We start from the raw sequence: 17228 nt of genomic DNA, 5'->3' as shown, positions 1-17228 counted from the left end.
GCCGGGGATCAATCAATGCAATCACCAACCACACAACACGTTACGTTCGCAGGCTGGCGCTGCCAGTACGGCGCACGTAAAAGCGGCTTACCGACGCTTGTTCAGGCACAAGTAGCAGCAGGCCTAGCGGCAGGCCTCACTCAAAAAGAAATCGCCAAGCTACGCGGTGTATCACCCGCCTCTGTGCGCACCGTTGCCGAAGCCCTATACAGCCATTTAGGCGCTTATCGCGCTGCCGCTGCCGTTGCTGAAGGGATGAAACGCGGCTGGATCGCCCCGCTACTCGTCGCCCTGCTTATCAGCGGCATCAACCCCGACATGGACGCCATGCGCCATCGTCAGCCAACACGTACTCGCACCCATAGCAGCGTCACCGCGCGGATCAATCAGCGTTTGGATGGGAGCCTGTTCGCATGAGCTTTGACACCCAACAAGCGCTGCTGCGCATCAAAGGCATGGCTCGCACTTTGCGAGAAGAAGCCGAAGCGGCCCGCACCAAAGGCACCCTAATCGAGCCGGTAGCGCTCGATCACTACGCCGCCATGCTCGACAAGTCCCGCGACACACTGGAATTCGAGCACGCCCAAAGCCTCACCAACGACGACACCGTTTGGCTAAAGACCGTAATGAAAAGCCTAGCCCGATGCGTCGCTGGTGCTGAGAAAACAGGGGGAACGATCAGCGCAGGCGACATTAAGGCCGTGATGGAAGTCGTTAACGATGCCAAAAAGCAAGGCGGTGCCCAATGAACCACGTCATTAGCCTCAAGTTCGTCATCAATCACTGGCGGCTGTTCGCCATGCAAGACGGCTACACCCTGCACGGCACCGTGATTTATGCCGAGCCCGTACTCGGCGGCGGCTATCTGCCCGCTTTCATCGGCAAGGAAGGCACAAAAATCATCGTGCGTATGAGCGCCCCGCTACCCACTGAACTAGCCGCCCGTAACGCACTGCGCGATGTGCTGTGGGGCGCTCACGTAGAACAGCGCATCAACCTACAGCGCCACCCGCTGGAAACCGATGGCCCAACACAGGAGCTAGCCGCATGAGCACTCAACGCACCAACACCAAATTGGCAATAGCCCTGCTCGCGGTCGTCGCCGCCATGGGAATGCTAGCCGAGGGCGAAGCCGAAGACCAAGAGCGTGATGTGCTTGCCTACTGCGAAGGCGTAGCGGTATTCGAGGCAGAGAAGGCGCGCGGCGTACCGCTTGAGCAGCGCGTGGGCCACCGCGACTGGGACGACAGCATCAACGTACCCGAGCAATGCCCAGGTATGCGCCCAGCAGGGCCAGCGCTACCCACTGACGTTTCCCCCGCACGGCTGGCCATGCCCGAGACCGTGCCTTTCAACCAGTTTGTTCAGTTTTGAGGTGATGACGATGGCACAGATTAACCGTTCAGGAACCGTGACCTTTGGCGATGCAGACCTACACATTTGGGAAGAGCCGAAGCGCACCAGCAATGCCCAGTGGGATGAGTGGGAAAAGGTTTTCCGTAAGCAGGTGTTTAAGCGCGTTATCCAGCAGCTTAACCGCTTGGGCTGGACAGTCGCTGAGTGGGATGAGGCAGAGCATTACCGGCCTATCGCTCATGACCGCCGCAGTTGCCATAAAGGCGATTTGAAAGGGCATTTAGGGCTATCTGGTCGCCATATCGAATTCGAAATGTGGCAGGACGTAGCCAACATTACCCGCGAAGACGGTAAAGGGCGTTACGAATTCGATAAAGAACAGCGCATGCCCTTCCTGATTCATCTGGAAATGCAGCGCACCCGCATCCGCATCCGCAATTACCTGTGCAATGTGTTTGCTGGGTACGGATTTAAAGACAACAGCCCCAATACCCGGCGCCCTGGCCCTGGTGGGCTCACTGCTCTTGAGTGGGTAGACCGCGAAATGCGTTCCAGTGGCCACTATGTCGAAGAGCTAGGTCACGCTCGCATCGGCACGGAATGCAATGCCCGTTCAGCAGAGGGCGAAACCATCACTCATGGCTGCCGCGTTTACACGCTCGATAGCAATGGCCGCATCATTACCGGCACCGCGTTCTACAGCCTCAATCAGAGCTGGTATGTAGTCACTGGCAAGTACGGCGTTACTTGCAACCAAGCCTCCAAGATCTACCTGCACAACCCAGGCTGCCTTCGCGTCAAGCGCAATGAACGCCAGCGCCGCCAACGCCTAGAAAGCGAACTAGCCAAGGCTATCAAGGCAATGGACTTCAAGCGCGCCCAAGTGCTGAAAGAAGTCCTGTTCCCCGAAAACGAACCCCTTTACCTGATTTGGCACAAAGGCCACTCCGCGTGGTATGCGCCCAATTTCTGTGGCTATCGCAACAGCGCCAACGACGCAGGCAAATACACCCGCGCCGAGCTGGGTAGCTATCTGATTGAAGACGAACTCACCAAGGCGGTACCGCTTGAGGAGGCAGCATGATCACTACGATCTCTCTACCTGAATACTCAGCCGCGCTTGGTGAAGACATCAAAGAGCAGGAGCTTGAATGCGCCGAATGCGACGGCACAGGCGAATGCCCCTGTTGCGAACGTGATTGCCTGGAGTGCGACGGCACTGGAAGCAAGCTGAAGACCCTATCAGATCGAGAAGTCCACGCCATGTACTTTGTGACCGTTATGAAAAGCCTCAAAAAGCTGTGCGCCTACTCCAGCCGCCATGACTTCCTGATCGAGGCGGGCGACTTCATCAAGGCCAATGGCAGACCCGACACTCGCTTTGACTGGCTAAACGCTAACGATTGCCACGAAGCGCCATACATCAACACCGTTCACTGAGCCGCACATGATCGACCAAGACGCATTCGACCGAATCTTTAAGCCAGCGCCAGCTAAGGGCACTGACCAGAACAAGCAAAAGGATAGCTAAATGAGCAGCCCTTCCAAGACGCCCACCAGCTGGCACATCCATATGCCGATCAAGACGCTGCTGCGATACGGGGATAAGCGCCTAGGCGAGATAGTCACCCACCCCAAGGGCGTTGACGGTGCCCGCGCTGAGCTTCGCCAAATGCGTGCCGAAGGCCGGGAGTTTCTGGTTTGCGACAGCAACTGTAACAAACGTAAGCCAGACGGCTCATGTGCTGGCCACCCAGTAGAAAACGAGGACGCCTAACATGTGGTTCAAACACCTACACCTCTACCGCATCCACGAGCAGCAGCTGCTAAGCCCTGAGCAAATGGCAGTGGTGCTTGATGAACATCGCGCCAAGCCCTTAGGTAATTCTGACGCACGCCGCATTGGCTGGGCAGCGCCAGCGGGTCGTCTGGGTGGCGGTCACCTACTTCACGAGATCCAAGGGCACCGCTTGATCAGCGCCCTACGCCAAGAGCGCTTGCTCCCCGCTTCCGTAGTGAAAGAGGAAGTGGACGAGCAAGTCGCCGAGATCGAAGCCAGCGAGGGCCGCAAGGTCACACGCAAAGAGAAAACGGCACTCAAAGAACAGGTCACCGAGAATTTGCTTCCCCGCGCCTTCGTGCGCAGCCAAAAGATAGACCTGTGGTGGGACACCGAGCGCCAGCTGATCGGCGTCAACACCAGCAGCCGGTCACGCGCCGAGGACGTACTCGACCTGCTACGCGAAACGCTGGGCAGTCTCAAGGTCACGTCACTATCAACTCAGACGCTGCCCATCCGCGCCATGACCACCTGGCTAGACGATACCGCCAGCCGCCCTACTGACCTGCAGCTAGGCGATAACGTAGAGCTTAAAGCTAAAGGCGATGACGGCGTGGTACGCGCACGCCAGGTGGATCTCGACAGCGACGAAATGCAGCAGCTGCTCGAAAGCGGGCGCCAAGCAAGGAAGCTAGCGCTAAGTATCGAGGGCCAGCTGTCGTTCATCCTGCATGACGATCTAGCGCTCAAGTCGATCCGCTTTGGTGACGCCCTCATTGAGGAAGCCGACCACGCCGACGATGGCGACGACGCCCTAGCCCGCCTTGAAACCGACTTCATCTTAATGGCGGGCAGCCTTCGCACGAACGTTGAGCGGCTAGTGGAATGGCTAGGCGGTGAAACCCAACGGGAGCCGACTGCATGAAACGCATCTACATCAGCGGCCCCATGACGGGGCTACCAGGTCTCAACTTTGGCGCCTTCCACTTAACCGCGCACCAGCTTAGGGCGTTGGGCTATGAGGTGGTGAACCCTGCTGAAAAGCAAAGCGAGAGCGAAGACCTCAGCTGGGAAGAGTATTTAAAGCAGGATCTGCAGCAGATGCTGACCTGCGACACCATCGCCCTTCTACCCGGCTGGCAAGCCTCGAAAGGCGCGCACCTTGAGCTGCACGTAGCGCATCGCGTCGGCATGACGGTGGTGGACGTTGCTGACCTGCACCGCACCGAGTTACAGGAGGTGATTCATGCATGACCCCATCATGACAACCGACCCACACACGGGCGAGCAGATCGAGCTAAACAGGCTTGCTCAACGCTACCAGCTGCCCAAGGGCACCGTTTACAGCCGCCACCTAGCGGGCAAGCGAGGCATGGATCTCATTGCCCACCAAAAGCGCGGAAGCGTCAGCGACGCCGTTCGCGAACGCCAAGAGCAAGAGGCCCGCGCCAGCTACATCGAGCAGGCCAAACGCTCACCGCTAGCGCGCCCGCTGAACCATATTGCCGACGCCGGGAAAATGATCGGAGGTGACCAGCATGTCTAACCCATCCATCGACCCCGAAAAGCTCCTGGAGCTATGCCGCAAACGCCATAACGATGGCGGCGTCACCCTCAGCTGGCCGAGCATGCTGCAGATCGTTGAGCAGCTACGCCTAAGCAATGCCCTGGTTGCCAAGCTGGAGTTGATCAACAGCCAGCGCCACCTGCACGCCCATCAAAAGTGGGCGCACTCCAAAGGCGCGCTGGATAAGTTCAAGGAGGGCTGCCAGTGAGCAACCTAAGCCAACCGACCCAAGTAAAGGCATATCACGTACAAGAGGACTATGAGGCCACTTGCGTAATCGTCTTCGACACTAATGGAGCATCGGCCCGCCGCCGCGGTGCTGGTGAACTAGGTGTTGAGTGGGAATCCATCGAGTTTTGTCGCCGCGCTCACTGGGCTGACCAATACGCAAGCACTGGCCTGATCCCTCCCATGGCCATGGTTGAGCAGGGATGGCGCTTATCGTGTGGACACTGCTGTCAGGAGATTAGTCAGGATTTAATCGAAGATCCGGAAAGCGATGTATTGCCAGTGGTGATAGCGGATTGGATCTATTGCAACCAGGCTTGTCACGACAGTGAAGTTACAGAGCGCCAGCAAAAGCAGGATGCCGAGATAGCCGCATTGGATACGGCTAAAGCTAAATTCCCCGGCGCTGAAGTGTTTGGTTATTACCAAGACAGCGAGCGGCGGGATGCCGTGCTTGTCAAGGCGCCGGGCACCCAACGGTCAGCACGCTGGGTAATAGGCGCCGACACTGTCTCCACTGCCGAGTGTGACAAAGAGGCATGGATTGCCTATGCGGCATCGATTAAGGAGGCAGGCCAATGAGCAATCCACACCCAGCCACAGAGCCCTTCATGTATTCGCCCAAAGCCTGCGTGAGCTGCCAGCAATACCAGCACCTTGGCTTTGATGACGACAAGCACTGCCCGTTTCAGCGCTCTTCATTACAGCAAAAGCCAAGCCGCACCCCCTACGGTCGTTGCGATCGCCATGGTGTGCAGGTGTTTGCTACCCAGATTTGCAACGCCCACGCGCCAGATCCGCACATCGAGTGCTTTGACGTTATCAATCGGCCAGAGCCGCGGGTAGCGATTCAGGAGGGCATGGCGTTATGAGCAACCTAAACCTATTCGGCCATGAGCTCGTCGTTGATAACTTCGCCGGCGGGGGCGGTGCAAGCGAAGGTATCGAGCAAGCACTAGGCCGCTCGGTTGACCTGGCCATCAACCACGATGCCACCGCCATCGCCGTGCACACCGCCAACCACCCAGGCAGCGAGCATTCAGTAGCGGACGTATGGGACGTAGACCCCGAGCAAGCCACCAACGGCATGCCTGTAGGGCTGGCATGGTTTAGCCCTGACTGCCGCCACCACAGCAAAGCCAAGGGCGGGCGCCCGGTATCGAAAAGCGTGCGCGGGCTGGCATGGGTAGCTGCCCGTTGGGCGGCGAAGGTTAAGCCCAGGGTAATCGTGCTGGAGAACGTCGAGGAGTTCCAAGACTGGGGCCCGCTAATTAAAGGCGCAGACGGCAAGATTCGCCCCGACCCGGCACGCAAAGGGCAGACCTTTCGTGGATTCGTGAGCTGTCTCAAGCGCCACGGCTACCAGGTAGACTGGCGACTTTTGCGCGCTTGCGACTATGGCGCGCCAACCATCCGAAAGCGGCTGTTCTTGATTGCGCGCCGTGATGGCCTGCCGATCACTTGGCCGAAGCCCACGCACGCCGACCCGAAAACGCCCGCCGTTCAGCGCGGCAAGCTCAAGCCATGGCGCAGCGCCGCTGAATGTATTGATTGGTCGCTGCCCTGCCCCTCGATTTTCGACCGTAAAAAGCCGCTGGCCACTGCCACGCTAAACCGGATCGCCAAGGGTGTGAAGCGCTACGTGATCGACCACCAGCAGCCGTTCATCGTGGATCTTGCCCACACGGCCAGCTACTACACGCCCTTCCGTGGCCAGTCGTTACTGCAGCCGCTGCAAACGATCACCACCTCACCTGGCTATGCGCTGGTGACGCCCACGCTGATCCAGACCGGCTATGGTGAGCGTCCCGCTCGCTGGCGATGCGTACCCTGCGGCTTCACTTATGACCGCGGCGACCTGCCGACATGCGGATGTCTGAAGTGCGGCGCTGTAGAGGATCCAGTTCTGATTCCCGGCCAGGAGCCGCGAGCGCTTGACCTGCAACGCCCGCTTGGCACAGTGGTTGCCGGTGGCCAGAAGCACGCCCTGGTCGCCGCGTTCCTCGCCAAGCACTACACCGGCGTGGTTGGTGCGGATCTGCGCGCACCCATGCCAACGGTCACCACTACCGACCATAACGCTCTGGTCAGCGCCTTCATGATCAATATGAAAGGCAGCCAGCGTAGTGCTATTGATGCGCGGGCACCGCTCAACACCATTTGCGCAAGCACCACACACGCTTATCTGACCGCGGCATTCCTGGCGCCCTACTACGGCAGTGGATCCGGCGAGACTGGGCGCGACCTGCGCGAGCCTGCGCCCACAGTCACCACGAAAGACCGATTCCAGCTCGTGACAGTCATGATCGACGGCGAGCAATACGCCATCGTGGATATTGGTATGCGCATGCTGCAGCCACACGAGCTGGCCATGGCGCAGGGCTTCCCTGCCAGCTACCAGTTCGCACACATCGACGGCAAGCCGCTGGCGAAGCACAAGCAAGTCCGTCTGATCGGTAACAGCGTATGCCCACCCCTTGCCCGGGCAATCGTAGAAGCCAACTTCACACACGAACAGCGGTACATGCCGCTAAGCGAGGTCGCGTAATGTCTATGGATCAACAGTACACCGACGCGCTAAAAGAGCTGGAAGCGGTAAAAGCGGAGCGAGACGAATACCGCAACCACCTGGCGGCCATCGCTGAAATGACAGGTAACGGCGAGGACATTGGCGCAGCGCATGAAGGCGTTAACGCCCTGGTCGAAGATTTGGCCGGGCATAAGCGAATGTTTGTCGCTGCCTGTGAAACGTTAGGCGAGATTCAGCAGGCGTTGGGCAATGACATAGTAGGGATTGAGCCGGTTCTGGTTAAAGAGTTAATCGAAGAGCGCGACGCGCTGGCAGAACATGTTCAGCGAATCACTTCACTTGTTCTTGATCTTGACGAATGCGAGCAGGATTCAGAGGAAATGGGCGAGGCCTGGGATACGTTAAGCGGCGCCCTCCAATCAGCGCCAGCTACTAACCTAGCTCGCCGCGACAGCATAAAGCAGGAAGTGGCAGTGAAAGATTTTGCCCGGGAGGTTTGGGAGGCTTTGACGAAATCCTATCGCACCCAAAAGGTAATGCCGTTGACCATGGCTAAGCATTGGATTGAGCGCAACAAACCCGAGGGCCACCAATGACCCAACCGACCCACACCCACCGTGAAGGCGGTGGGAAATATGCCGAGCTGCAGCAGCATGAAGGCGCTGGCCCCCTCGTTGGTCAGTGGCTGGTGATCTACGAAGACCTGAATAAGGGCATTCAAAGCGCCACAACTCAGCAGGACTGGCTAACCAACTACCGCGAGATCAAGCCAGACGATTGCACGGTATGCATGGGCACCGGTCACGACCACATCAAGCGCAATAAAGATAAGCCCTGCGGCCACTGCTACGGCCTGGGCAAAGTGCTGGATACTGGCGAAGCGGCTACCGAAATGTGGGAGCTCGCTACCGTGGCCACCACGATCATCACGCGCCAAGAGCATGAACTGCGCAACCTACGGCGCATCGCTCAAAACCCCGCGGTGCAAGCGCTCATCGAGCAGCAGCGCCAGCATGCAATAGATGAAAGCACGGCGCGCCAGGAACAGGAATGGCGCAGGGGTAAAGGCCACGGCCCTGGTGGCCAGAGACACACAGGAGATTAACATGGGTAACGCACAGAAAATTGATCAATGGCTGGATCCTGAGTACATCCAAATTAGCCGTCAAGAAGCGGCGCGCATCCTCGGACGCAGCCCAAAAGAGTTTGACCGGATGCGAAAAGACGATGCCGATTGCCCAAGTGGATTCAAGCAAGGCAGTGAACGAAGCGCGCGCGTGCTGTTCCGACTTGCAGATATTTACCGTTACAGCCAGACTCTGATGGAGAGGAACGAAAGCGGGAACGAGGAAGCGTGACAGCAAGCCTAGGCATGTATGCCTGTGTGTATGCCTAGTGCGGTTTTGGGTCGTATGGTATTGATTTATATAGTTAGTTCTATGCGCCCCATCCGCACCAATTACTTGTTAGTCTTCAAGCAGTTAGCATTTCCTCTCCTGTATCAAAATCAAACAGTTTCCATATTATTTTATATAAGCGACGTATGGATGGCTTTTTGAACATCGTCATATGTAAATCCCTTCTTCATCGTTTGAAAATAATGAATGGCTAAATGCCATTTTTTGCATATCTGGGATTTACTCCTAGCAACAGCCGATTTGGCTGACTCGCCTCTGCTTTTCCGCTAGTCTCTATGTTCAAGAGCACTAAAAAAATTTCCCTCGATAGCTATCACTCAATGCCATATTCGGGGATGATTGCTAATAAAGATGAGAAGGATCTCACAAAATGGAATGGCTCAACGATAACGCCCAAGCAATCTCGGCTGTAGCGAGCATTTGCACACTCTTCGTGTGGGTATTTTATGCCCAGCTGCTCTATAACGGCTATGTCCGGCAGCGTCGCCCCCGCGTCATTATTAATCGCGGCAAGGGTATCGGCGTGGACTCCATCTGTTTAATCAGCAATATGAGCAGCGAAGCTATTTATGTTCAGCACCTTGTAGCGGTACTGTATACCCAAAAAGGCAGTTACTCTCTGGACGTGGTGGAATACCAGCAACACAGGGGTGAGCAACAGACGGGTGAGCAACAAGCAACCAGCTATCGCACCCACCAAGGCCCGCTAGCTTCCGGGGATTACCTGAACATTCAATCGTTTGGCGACATTGTGAATCAGGTTAAAGATTATTGGGAAATCGATGATAATCTACTGCATGAGAAGAATATCCAGCTTGAAATTCGCGTCATTGCCATATATGGATCCGAGGATATGCCGACAGGCGCCTCGCGAACCTTTAACCTCGATCTAAACGCTTCACCCAATCACCAGCTTATCCCGGCAAGCGTCGATACAGATCGACTCAACAGCCGTGGCCAACGTAAGCGTGTGCTGGAGTGGGCAAAAGAGATCGAGACCCATAAAGCACGCTGAATCAACGCTATTGCAAAGCCGCGACGCGCCCCATTACCGAGACTAACGACGATGCATAAACTTTTGACTCTCTGCTGGCTTGGCATAATTACTATAGTGTCGACCGACGTCTATGCCGAAGAGGAAGATAGTGATTTACCCGAGTGGGCGGAAGAGCGCATTGAGCCGTTTCGTGAAAGCGTAGGCAACTGGGTAGATAACACGTCGCGCCGCATTGATGGGTTCTTTGGCACTGACGACCATATGCAGGTCAACAACGAATCCTATCTACGTTTCGGTCAAGAGATTGATTGGATGGAGGGCGACGGCACTAGCGGCGATACGACCCTTCGCTACCGTATTGACCTACCTACCTCAGAAGATCGCCTGCGACTGGTCATCGAGAGTGACCCGGAAGAGTCGCAAGGCACCCTAGAAGAGCAAGGCTCTGGACGCCTTGCCAACGACCAGCGTGACCGTCGCAGCTCTACGCTCGGCCTGGATTGGCTAGAAAGCCGCGATAAACGCGAAAACTGGAGTAATCGAATCGGTGCAGGTGTTCGCCTGCGTCTCCCTCTTGACCCCTACGTGCGCTTTACCAGCGAGCGGCTGTGGCAACTGGGTGAAGGGCCATGGCAGTTGGAGTCGAATAACCGCGTTTCATGGTTCAACAATGAAGGCTACTCAGCGCGCACACGTTGGGATATCGGCCGACCGTTGAGCGAAAGCCGCCACTTACGCTTTATCACTACCGTGCAGTGGCGCGAGGAAGAAGATAAACTCGAGTACAGTGAAATTGCCGAAATCAATCACCGCATCAACCGCCGCAGTGCACTGCGCTACTCGGCTATCGCCATCGGCGAAAGCGCGTCCAATCCTCGCATGACCAATTACTATCTTCAGACGCGCTACCGCCGCGATCTTCATAAAGGTATTTTATTCGCCGATGTGATTCCGGAGCTACATTTCCAGCGCGATGTTAGCTACGACCCACGCTGGGCGATGACTCTGCGCCTTGAGATGTATTTTCAGCGCAAAATTAACCGCGACTATTTTTAAGCTTTAAGTACACGAGCCCAACTAGAAACGCACCGCGGGCGGCCTTTTGAGCCGCCCGCCTATGCAATACACCTTTGTGCAATACACCTTTGTAGTACCACGGCAAATAACTACAGCCGCAAACCGCCGTCACACTCAATGATGCGCCCCGTGAAGTAGTCGTTCTCCATAATAAAGGCGACGCTTTGGGCAATATTATCGGGCTCTCCCAAACGCTTTAACGGCACGCTTGACGAGATACGCTCCAACATATCAGGGCGCATTGCAGCGGTCATTTCGGTAGCCACAAAACCAGGCGCTACGGTGCCGGTACGAATGCCATAGCGCGCCAACTCCTGACTCCAAGTGACTGTCAGCGCATGCACGCCCGCTTTTGCGGCAGCGTAGTTGCTTTGTCCCATATTGCCCGCCCGGGAAATGCTGGAGATATTGACGATTACGCCTTCATGGCCGGCTTCGATCATCTGGGTGGCGGCTTCGCGACCACATAAGAAAACACCGGTTAAATTGACATTGATAACGTTTTGCCAAGCCTCTAAAGACATGCGCTTTTCCACCTGCCCCTCTTTGGCCTTTACCAGCAGCGCATCCTGGGTAATACCCGCATTATTAACACAAGCACTAATCGGGCCCATGTGTTGCGCGATATCGGCAAACGCCTGAGTCACGGAGGCTTCTTCGGCGACATTCACCACAAACGCCTGGGCATCGACACCTTCAGCGGAAAGCCGTGATACGGCCTGATCAAGCGCTTCAGCGCTCATATCCAAGAGCGCCATGCGTGCGCCTTGCTGGCCTAAACGCAGCGCCATGGCATAACCCAACCCTCGCGCCCCACCCGTGACTGCAATTACTTTATCGGTCAGTACCATTCGTGACTCCTCACAACAGATTAACCCAGCTTCATTGTGCATTGCAGCATAGAAGATTTATTGACATAAATCGAGCTACATCACCGCTGGAATACGCCATGTTAGCTGCTTGCTATTTATATTTATGTCACCATATTACGCAATTACGATTGTCATCGAGTCGCTTTTTCTGGAGTTAATTATGCCTATTCTTATTTTTATATCGCTCTTCACTCTACTGGATTTTGTGGTTCTGTTCTCGATTGGTAGCCAGATCGGCCTACTCACTACCCTACTTTTAGTGCTCGGCACAGGTTTTGCCGGGCTACACTTGATTCGCAAAGAGGGTGTATCCACTTTTGCGCGGGCGCGCCAGCGCATGCAGGCCGGTGAAATCCCCTCCAGCGAGCTATTAACTGGCGCTGCACTTATCTTCGGCGGTGCCTTATTAATGGCCCCAGGCTTTTTGTCTGATGCACTAGGCTTGGCATGCTTGATCCCCAGCGCTCGGCAGCTGATGTTCAAGGCACTGACCTGGCTGGGGCTTAAAAAGGTTGCCGGACAACAGCAAGGCCCCAGCGCCTCATCAGCTCGGCCGAATGAATATCAAAACAGGCAGTCTTCACAACAGGATGGCCCTATTGAGGGTGATTTTATTAGTCGAGATGAGCCCCCGCGCCGTCGTTGAGGTTTCCTTCGGAAGAATTTTAGCGGAAAAGCAATTTTTTATTCCTCCCCCCCTTGAAAGGCTACCCGCAGCCCCCATTTTTCATCCAGCACACAAATTCGGCAGCGATCTAGACGGTAGCTGCCATTAACAAGGAAGACCGTGAGGTCTTCACTTCTCGCGGGTTACTCCCTCGAGAACACTTTTAAGCTAACCGCCCTCACCAGGGCTTCAACCATACTCAGGAGAACGTGAATGAATATCCGTCCTTTGCACGATCGTGTCATCGTCCGTCGCGTTGAAGAAGAGCAAAAAACTGCTGGCGGCATCGTGCTTCCGGGCAATGCACAAGAAAAGCCGACACGTGGTGAAATCCTCGCCGTCGGTAATGGTCGCATTCTGGAAAATGGTGATGTCCGCCCGTTAGACGTCAAGGTTGGCGATAACGTGATCTTTAAAGATGGCTACGGCGTTGAGAAGCAAAAAATCGACGGCGAAGAAGTCTTGATCATGAGCGAAGCCGATATTCTTGCCGTTGTTGAAGGCTAACAATCGTTGTTGCTCACAATTTTTAGTGGGCGCCTCGAATCATTACTTCACGTTTTTGCATTCAATTTAGGAAGTAGCAGATATGTCAGCGAAACAAGTTAAGTTCTCAGATGATGCCCGTAAACGTATGGCCCGCGGTGTTGACGTTCTGGCCAACGCAGTAAAAGTTACCCTCGGCCCGAAAGGCCGTAACGTAGTACTGGAAAAATCTTTCGGCTCCCCCACCGTTACTAAAGACGGTGTTTCTGTCGCCAAAGAGATCGAACTGAAAGACAAGTTCGAGAACATGGGCGCCCAGATGGTTAAAGAAGTCGCTTCACAGACCTCTGACGCTGCTGGTGACGGCACCACTACCGCTACCGTTCTGGCCCAGGCCATTATCGCTGAAGGTTTGAAAGGCGTGACAGCGGGCATGAACCCGATGGATCTGAAGCGCGGCATCGACCAAGCGGTCAACGCAGCGGTTAAAGAAATCAAGGCAATGTCCGTACCTTGCACCGACACCAAGTCGATTGCTCAGGTAGGTACTATCTCTGCAAACGGCGACAAGCGCATTGGTGAAATCATCGCCGAAGCGATGGAAAAAGTTGGCAAAGAAGGCGTCATCACCGTTGATGAAGGCCGTGGCTTTGAAGACGAGCTGGAAGTCGTTGAAGGTATGCAGTTTGACCGCGGCTACCTCTCGCCCTACTTCGTTACCAACCAGGACACCATGACGGTTGAACTGGAAGATCCCTACATCCTGCTAGTGGATAAAAAGATCTCCAACATCCGTGAGCTGCTGCCGGTGCTAGAAGCCGTTGCCAAGCAAGGCAAGCCGCTGGCCATCATCGCTGAAGATATCGAAGGCGAAGCCCTGGCAACGCTGGTTGTTAACAACATGCGCGGTATCGTTAAAGTAGCCGCTGCCAAAGCGCCTGGCTTCGGCGACCGTCGTAAGTCCATGCTACAGGATATCGCTATCCTGACTAACGGCACGGTCATCTCTGAAGAAGTCGGCCTGACGCTTGAGCAAGCGAACCTGGATCACCTGGGTACAGCTAAGCGCATGACCATGTCGAAAGAGAACACCACCATCATCGATGGCGCTGGTGCAGAAGGCGATATCGAAGCACGCGTTAATCAGATCCGCGCGCAAATCGAAGACACCTCTTCTGACTACGACAAAGAGAAGCTGCAAGAGCGCGTTGCCAAACTGGCAGGCGGTGTTGCCGTTATCCGCGTCGGTGCTGCCACCGAAGTGGAAATGAAAGAGAAGAAAGCCCGCGTTGAAGACGCCCTGCACTCTACCCGTGCAGCCGTTGAAGAAGGCGTGGTGCCTGGTGGCGGTACTGCACTGGTTCGCGTAATGGCCAAAGTACAAGGCCTGACTGGCGATAACGAAGACCAGAATCACGGTATCAACATGGCGCTACGCGCTATGCAGTCACCGCTGCGTCAAATCGTTTCCAACGCTGGTGAAGAGCCCGCTGTGGTTATCAACCGCGTGAAAGATGGCGAAGGAAACTTCGGCTATAACGCACAAACCGGTGAGTACGGCGACCTGTTCGAAATGGGCGTCCTGGATCCAGCTAAAGTAACCCGTACTGCACTGCAGTCCGCTGGTTCTGTTGCTGGCCTGATGATCACCACTGAGTGCATGATCGCAGAAGACCCGGAAGAGAAAGACTCTGCACCTGATATGGGTGGCATGGGCGGAATGGGTGGTATGGGCGGCATGATGTAATGCAACCCTGAGCCCTCTGCTCAAGACTGCCAGCTATTACTAGCTGCAAAGCAGTCACCAACGACCCCGCTTCGTGCGGGGTTGTTGCGTTTTAAAAGATCACTAGATTCATTGCAACCCAATATCTCCTTGCCCCATCGCGTAGAGCGAACGTGGTACTATCAGCGCGGATTTTTATAAGGCTATAGGGCAAGCATGTTGCAGCATATCCGTATCGTACTCGTTCAGACTTTCCACCCCGGCAATATCGGCGCGGCGGCACGGGCCATGAAAACCATGGGCCTAACCGAGCTGGTACTGGTTAATCCCCGCCTATTTCCCGATGAAGAAGCCACTCGCCTCTCCGCAGGGGCGACCGATGTCCTGGGCAGTGCACGGATAGTGACAACGCTTGATGAGGCGGTTAACGACTGCGTTCAGGTCGTTGGTGCCAGTGCGCGCTTACGCAGCCTACCCTTGCCTCACTTCGACGAACCCGATGAGATGGCGGCAGATGTCATTCAGAGTGCGCAAACGGCGCCAGTGGCGCTGGTTTTTGGGCGTGAACGTTCGGGGCTGACTAACGATGAGATTCGCTGCTGCACGCATCAGGTCAGCATTCCGGCTAATCCTGATTACGGCATCCTGAACTTATCTCAAGCGGTACAGATACTCGCTTATGAAGTGCATCGAGCCTGGCGTAAAGGTGAGGAGAGCGGCTTTGCTTATCAGCGCCCGTTGGAAGCAACGCCGCCCAGCCGTGAGCAGTTCTTACACTTTCAGGCCCATCTGGGACGTTTAATGCAGGAGAGCGGCTTTTTAACCCAGCCACATGCCCGCACTGAAGAGCAGCTTCAAGCCCTCTTCGCTCGCGCCCAACCCAGCCGCAAAGAGCTTTCGCTTCTGCGTGGGCTGTTAAGCGCTTTTGAAAGCTATCTGCCTAAATAGTGATAGAGATTAAGCAACTAAAAAGGGACAACCAAGTTGTCCCTTTTTATTTTGGAGATAGGGGCTTTTAAAGCATCATTGCCGCTAGCCAGCCAAAGCCCACTAACGGAATGTTGTAGTGCAGAAACGTCGGCACCACGCTGTCCCACATATGATCGTGCTGACGATCAACGTTAAGGCCTGAAGTGGGCCCCAGGGTCGAGTCAGAGGCAGGCGAGCCAGCATCACCCAATGCCGCAGCCGTACCCACCAGCACCACCGTGGCCATAGGGGAAAAGCCAAACTGTACCGCCAAGGGCACAAAAATCGCGGCAATGATCGGTATCGTGGAGAACGACGAGCCGATACCCAGGGTAATGAATAGCCCTACCAGCAGCATCACCAGTGCCGCTAAGCCTCGGTTATCGCCAAATAGTGAAAAAGCCCCCGACACCAGCGCATCAATTTCACCGGTGGTTTTCATGACTTCAGCAAAGCCCGCCGCGGAGATCATGATAAAACCGATCAACGCCATCATGCGCATACCACTGGTAAATAGATCGTCTGCTTCTCGCCACTTAAAGATGCCGCCCATTGAAAGCAGGCCAATCCCTACCAAGCCCCCCAAAATCATCGAGCCGCTATAAAGCTGGAGACCGAGTGCTGCGACAATAGCTATTCCAGACATCACAAGCCCTAGCATATGCGGTGCGGCGGGCGTATGGCCTTCACTAACGTTGGCGTTAGCGATATCTTCGGCTTGATACTCACGCGCGCGGCGGTAACTCCAAAATAGCGCAACGATTAGCCCCAACGCCATGCCCCCTACCGGCACTGCCATAGCCATAGGCACCATGCCACGGGTAATCTCTAAACCTAGCGGTTCCCCAGCGCTATTTAAGTTGGCCAAAAGAATATCGTTTAGAAAAATCGCCCCAAACCCTACCGGAAGCAGCATATAAGGCGCCGTTAAACCAAACGTAAGCGCACATGCTACTGCGCGTCGATCCAGCTTTAAGCGGTTCATCACGGTTAACAGTGGCGGAATCAACACCGGTATAAAGGCAATATGTACCGGGATCGCGTTCTGAGAAGAGATAGCCACCAACAGCACTGCCGTTAGCAACAGCATTTTGACCCGCGTCTGTTGCGCAACGGTGGCCTCTTCTTTACCCAATAACGTAATCAAACGATTAGCCAACATATCCGGTAGGCCAGAGCGGGAGATCGCCACCGCAAAGGCCCCCAAGGTGGCGTAGGCCAGCGCCACCTGAGCACCACCGCCCACGCCTGTATTAAAGGCATCCAGCGTTTGTTCTAGTGACAACCCGCCCACTAAACCGCCGACTAAAGCGCCCACCACTAAAGCAAATACCACCGAGACACGCGCCAGCGATAGCGCCACCATCACCAGCACCGCAAGAATTACTGCATTCATGAAAATTCCTAGAGCAATTGAAAGGTCATTAACGGCGAAGGGGGCGGATTTTAGCAGATTAAATATCTAAACCTAAGGCCACGATGCATGCTGAACGCATTGCCACTTTAGTCTCAACGCCATTGCTGCGATGCACCATACTACCTACCATCTCTCTTT

Annotated in this window: 25 protein-coding genes; 23 read left to right on the top strand and 2 right to left on the bottom strand. The window is 55.4% G+C overall.

Going from position 1 to position 17228, the window contains the following annotated elements; all coding sequences use genetic code 11:
* Window positions 1–15 precede the first annotated feature (15 nt).
* The 19 genes from SR894_RS08605 (at window position 16) to SR894_RS08515 (ending at window position 10932) form a co-directional block, all read left to right on the top strand.
* Complete coding sequence (locus tag SR894_RS08605) at window positions 16–417, top strand: helix-turn-helix transcriptional regulator (protein WP_223288834.1); 402 nt, start codon at window positions 16–18, stop codon at window positions 415–417.
* Complete coding sequence (locus tag SR894_RS08600; RefSeq protein ID WP_223288835.1) at window positions 414–749, top strand: hypothetical protein; 336 nt, start codon at window positions 414–416, stop codon at window positions 747–749. The genes SR894_RS08605 and SR894_RS08600 overlap by 4 nt, the downstream gene beginning before the upstream one ends.
* Window positions 746–1051 carry a hypothetical protein gene (locus SR894_RS08595; RefSeq protein ID WP_223288836.1) on the top strand — a complete coding sequence of 102 codons (306 nt, stop codon included), beginning with the start codon at window positions 746–748 and terminating at the stop codon, window positions 1049–1051. The genes SR894_RS08600 and SR894_RS08595 overlap by 4 nt, the downstream gene beginning before the upstream one ends.
* The gene (locus tag SR894_RS08590; RefSeq protein WP_223288837.1) at window positions 1048–1374 is read left to right on the top strand and encodes a hypothetical protein; all 327 of its coding nucleotides are present in this window, start codon (window positions 1048–1050) and stop codon (window positions 1372–1374) included. The genes SR894_RS08595 and SR894_RS08590 overlap by 4 nt, the downstream gene beginning before the upstream one ends.
* A 10-nt stretch (window positions 1375–1384) precedes the next feature.
* On the top strand, window positions 1385–2440 hold the full coding sequence (locus SR894_RS08585; protein ID WP_223288838.1) for a hypothetical protein: 1056 nt from the start codon (window positions 1385–1387) through the stop codon (window positions 2438–2440).
* On the top strand, window positions 2437–2796 hold the full coding sequence (locus tag SR894_RS08580; protein WP_223288839.1) for a hypothetical protein: 360 nt from the start codon (window positions 2437–2439) through the stop codon (window positions 2794–2796). The genes SR894_RS08585 and SR894_RS08580 overlap by 4 nt, the downstream gene beginning before the upstream one ends.
* Before the next feature lie 91 nt (window positions 2797–2887).
* Window positions 2888–3133, top strand: a complete 246-nt coding sequence (locus tag SR894_RS08575) for a hypothetical protein (protein WP_223288840.1) — start codon at window positions 2888–2890, stop codon at window positions 3131–3133.
* 1 nt (window position 3134) lies between these two features.
* Complete coding sequence (locus tag SR894_RS08570) at window positions 3135–4061, top strand: recombination-associated protein RdgC (protein WP_223288841.1); 927 nt, start codon at window positions 3135–3137, stop codon at window positions 4059–4061.
* A complete protein-coding gene (locus SR894_RS08565; protein WP_223288842.1) occupies window positions 4058–4390 on the top strand; it encodes a DUF4406 domain-containing protein in 333 nt (110 codons plus the stop codon). Before SR894_RS08570 ends, SR894_RS08565 begins: the two co-directional genes overlap by 4 nt.
* Complete coding sequence (locus SR894_RS08560) at window positions 4383–4682, top strand: hypothetical protein (RefSeq protein WP_223288843.1); 300 nt, start codon at window positions 4383–4385, stop codon at window positions 4680–4682. The genes SR894_RS08565 and SR894_RS08560 overlap by 8 nt, the downstream gene beginning before the upstream one ends.
* Window positions 4675–4911 carry a hypothetical protein gene (locus SR894_RS08555; RefSeq protein ID WP_223288844.1) on the top strand — a complete coding sequence of 79 codons (237 nt, stop codon included), beginning with the start codon at window positions 4675–4677 and terminating at the stop codon, window positions 4909–4911. Before SR894_RS08560 ends, SR894_RS08555 begins: the two co-directional genes overlap by 8 nt.
* Window positions 4908–5513, top strand: a complete 606-nt coding sequence (locus tag SR894_RS08550) for a hypothetical protein (RefSeq protein ID WP_223288845.1) — start codon at window positions 4908–4910, stop codon at window positions 5511–5513. Before SR894_RS08555 ends, SR894_RS08550 begins: the two co-directional genes overlap by 4 nt.
* Window positions 5510–5803 carry a hypothetical protein gene (locus SR894_RS08545; protein WP_223288846.1) on the top strand — a complete coding sequence of 98 codons (294 nt, stop codon included), beginning with the start codon at window positions 5510–5512 and terminating at the stop codon, window positions 5801–5803. The genes SR894_RS08550 and SR894_RS08545 overlap by 4 nt, the downstream gene beginning before the upstream one ends.
* On the top strand, window positions 5800–7479 hold the full coding sequence (locus tag SR894_RS08540; RefSeq protein ID WP_223288847.1) for a DNA cytosine methyltransferase: 1680 nt from the start codon (window positions 5800–5802) through the stop codon (window positions 7477–7479). The genes SR894_RS08545 and SR894_RS08540 overlap by 4 nt, the downstream gene beginning before the upstream one ends.
* On the top strand, window positions 7479–8057 hold the full coding sequence (locus SR894_RS08535) for a hypothetical protein (RefSeq protein ID WP_223288848.1): 579 nt from the start codon (window positions 7479–7481) through the stop codon (window positions 8055–8057). The genes SR894_RS08540 and SR894_RS08535 overlap by 1 nt, the downstream gene beginning before the upstream one ends.
* Window positions 8054–8566, top strand: coding sequence for a hypothetical protein (locus tag SR894_RS08530; RefSeq protein ID WP_223288849.1), 513 nt, complete (start codon window positions 8054–8056; stop codon window positions 8564–8566). The genes SR894_RS08535 and SR894_RS08530 overlap by 4 nt, the downstream gene beginning before the upstream one ends.
* A gap of 1 nt (window position 8567) precedes the next feature.
* Complete coding sequence (locus SR894_RS08525; RefSeq protein ID WP_223288850.1) at window positions 8568–8819, top strand: hypothetical protein; 252 nt, start codon at window positions 8568–8570, stop codon at window positions 8817–8819.
* A 430-nt stretch (window positions 8820–9249) separates the two neighbouring features.
* Window positions 9250–9894 (top strand): hypothetical protein, encoded by a 645-nt coding sequence (locus SR894_RS08520; RefSeq protein ID WP_133730652.1) that lies wholly within the window; start codon window positions 9250–9252, stop codon window positions 9892–9894.
* A 51-nt stretch (window positions 9895–9945) separates the two neighbouring features.
* Window positions 9946–10932: a hypothetical protein gene (locus tag SR894_RS08515; RefSeq protein ID WP_133730651.1), complete on the top strand. Its 987-nt coding sequence runs from the start codon at window positions 9946–9948 to the stop codon at window positions 10930–10932.
* Between the two features lie 110 nt (window positions 10933–11042).
* Here the strand turns inward: SR894_RS08515 and SR894_RS08510 are convergent, their stop codons facing one another.
* The gene (locus SR894_RS08510) at window positions 11043–11804 is read right to left on the bottom strand and encodes an SDR family oxidoreductase (protein WP_133730650.1); all 762 of its coding nucleotides are present in this window, start codon (window positions 11802–11804) and stop codon (window positions 11043–11045) included.
* A 181-nt stretch (window positions 11805–11985) separates the two neighbouring features.
* Between SR894_RS08510 and SR894_RS08505 the strand changes: the two genes are divergently transcribed.
* The 4 genes from SR894_RS08505 to SR894_RS08490 all read left to right on the top strand — a co-directional run bounded on the left by SR894_RS08505 (window position 11986) and on the right by SR894_RS08490 (window position 15652).
* Window positions 11986–12471, top strand: a complete 486-nt coding sequence (locus SR894_RS08505) for an FxsA family protein (RefSeq protein ID WP_133730649.1) — start codon at window positions 11986–11988, stop codon at window positions 12469–12471.
* Between the two features lie 234 nt (window positions 12472–12705).
* Complete coding sequence (locus tag SR894_RS08500; protein ID WP_022523671.1) at window positions 12706–12999, top strand: co-chaperone GroES; 294 nt, start codon at window positions 12706–12708, stop codon at window positions 12997–12999.
* Window positions 13000–13081: 82 nt separating this feature from the next.
* Complete coding sequence (groL, locus tag SR894_RS08495; protein WP_133730648.1) at window positions 13082–14725, top strand: chaperonin GroEL; 1644 nt, start codon at window positions 13082–13084, stop codon at window positions 14723–14725.
* A gap of 195 nt (window positions 14726–14920) precedes the next feature.
* Window positions 14921–15652, top strand: a complete 732-nt coding sequence (locus SR894_RS08490; RefSeq protein WP_133730647.1) for an RNA methyltransferase — start codon at window positions 14921–14923, stop codon at window positions 15650–15652.
* A gap of 67 nt (window positions 15653–15719) precedes the next feature.
* Here the strand turns inward: SR894_RS08490 and SR894_RS08485 are convergent, their stop codons facing one another.
* A complete protein-coding gene (locus SR894_RS08485) occupies window positions 15720–17069 on the bottom strand; it encodes a Na+/H+ antiporter family protein (RefSeq protein ID WP_133730646.1) in 1350 nt (449 codons plus the stop codon).
* Window positions 17070–17228 lie beyond the last annotated feature (159 nt).

Origin of the sequence: Vreelandella neptunia (assembly GCF_034479615.1) — a bacterium.
In the GTDB taxonomy this organism is placed as follows: domain Bacteria; phylum Pseudomonadota; class Gammaproteobacteria; order Pseudomonadales; family Halomonadaceae; genus Vreelandella; species Vreelandella neptunia.
This window is presented reverse-complemented; position numbering and strand designations above follow the sequence as displayed.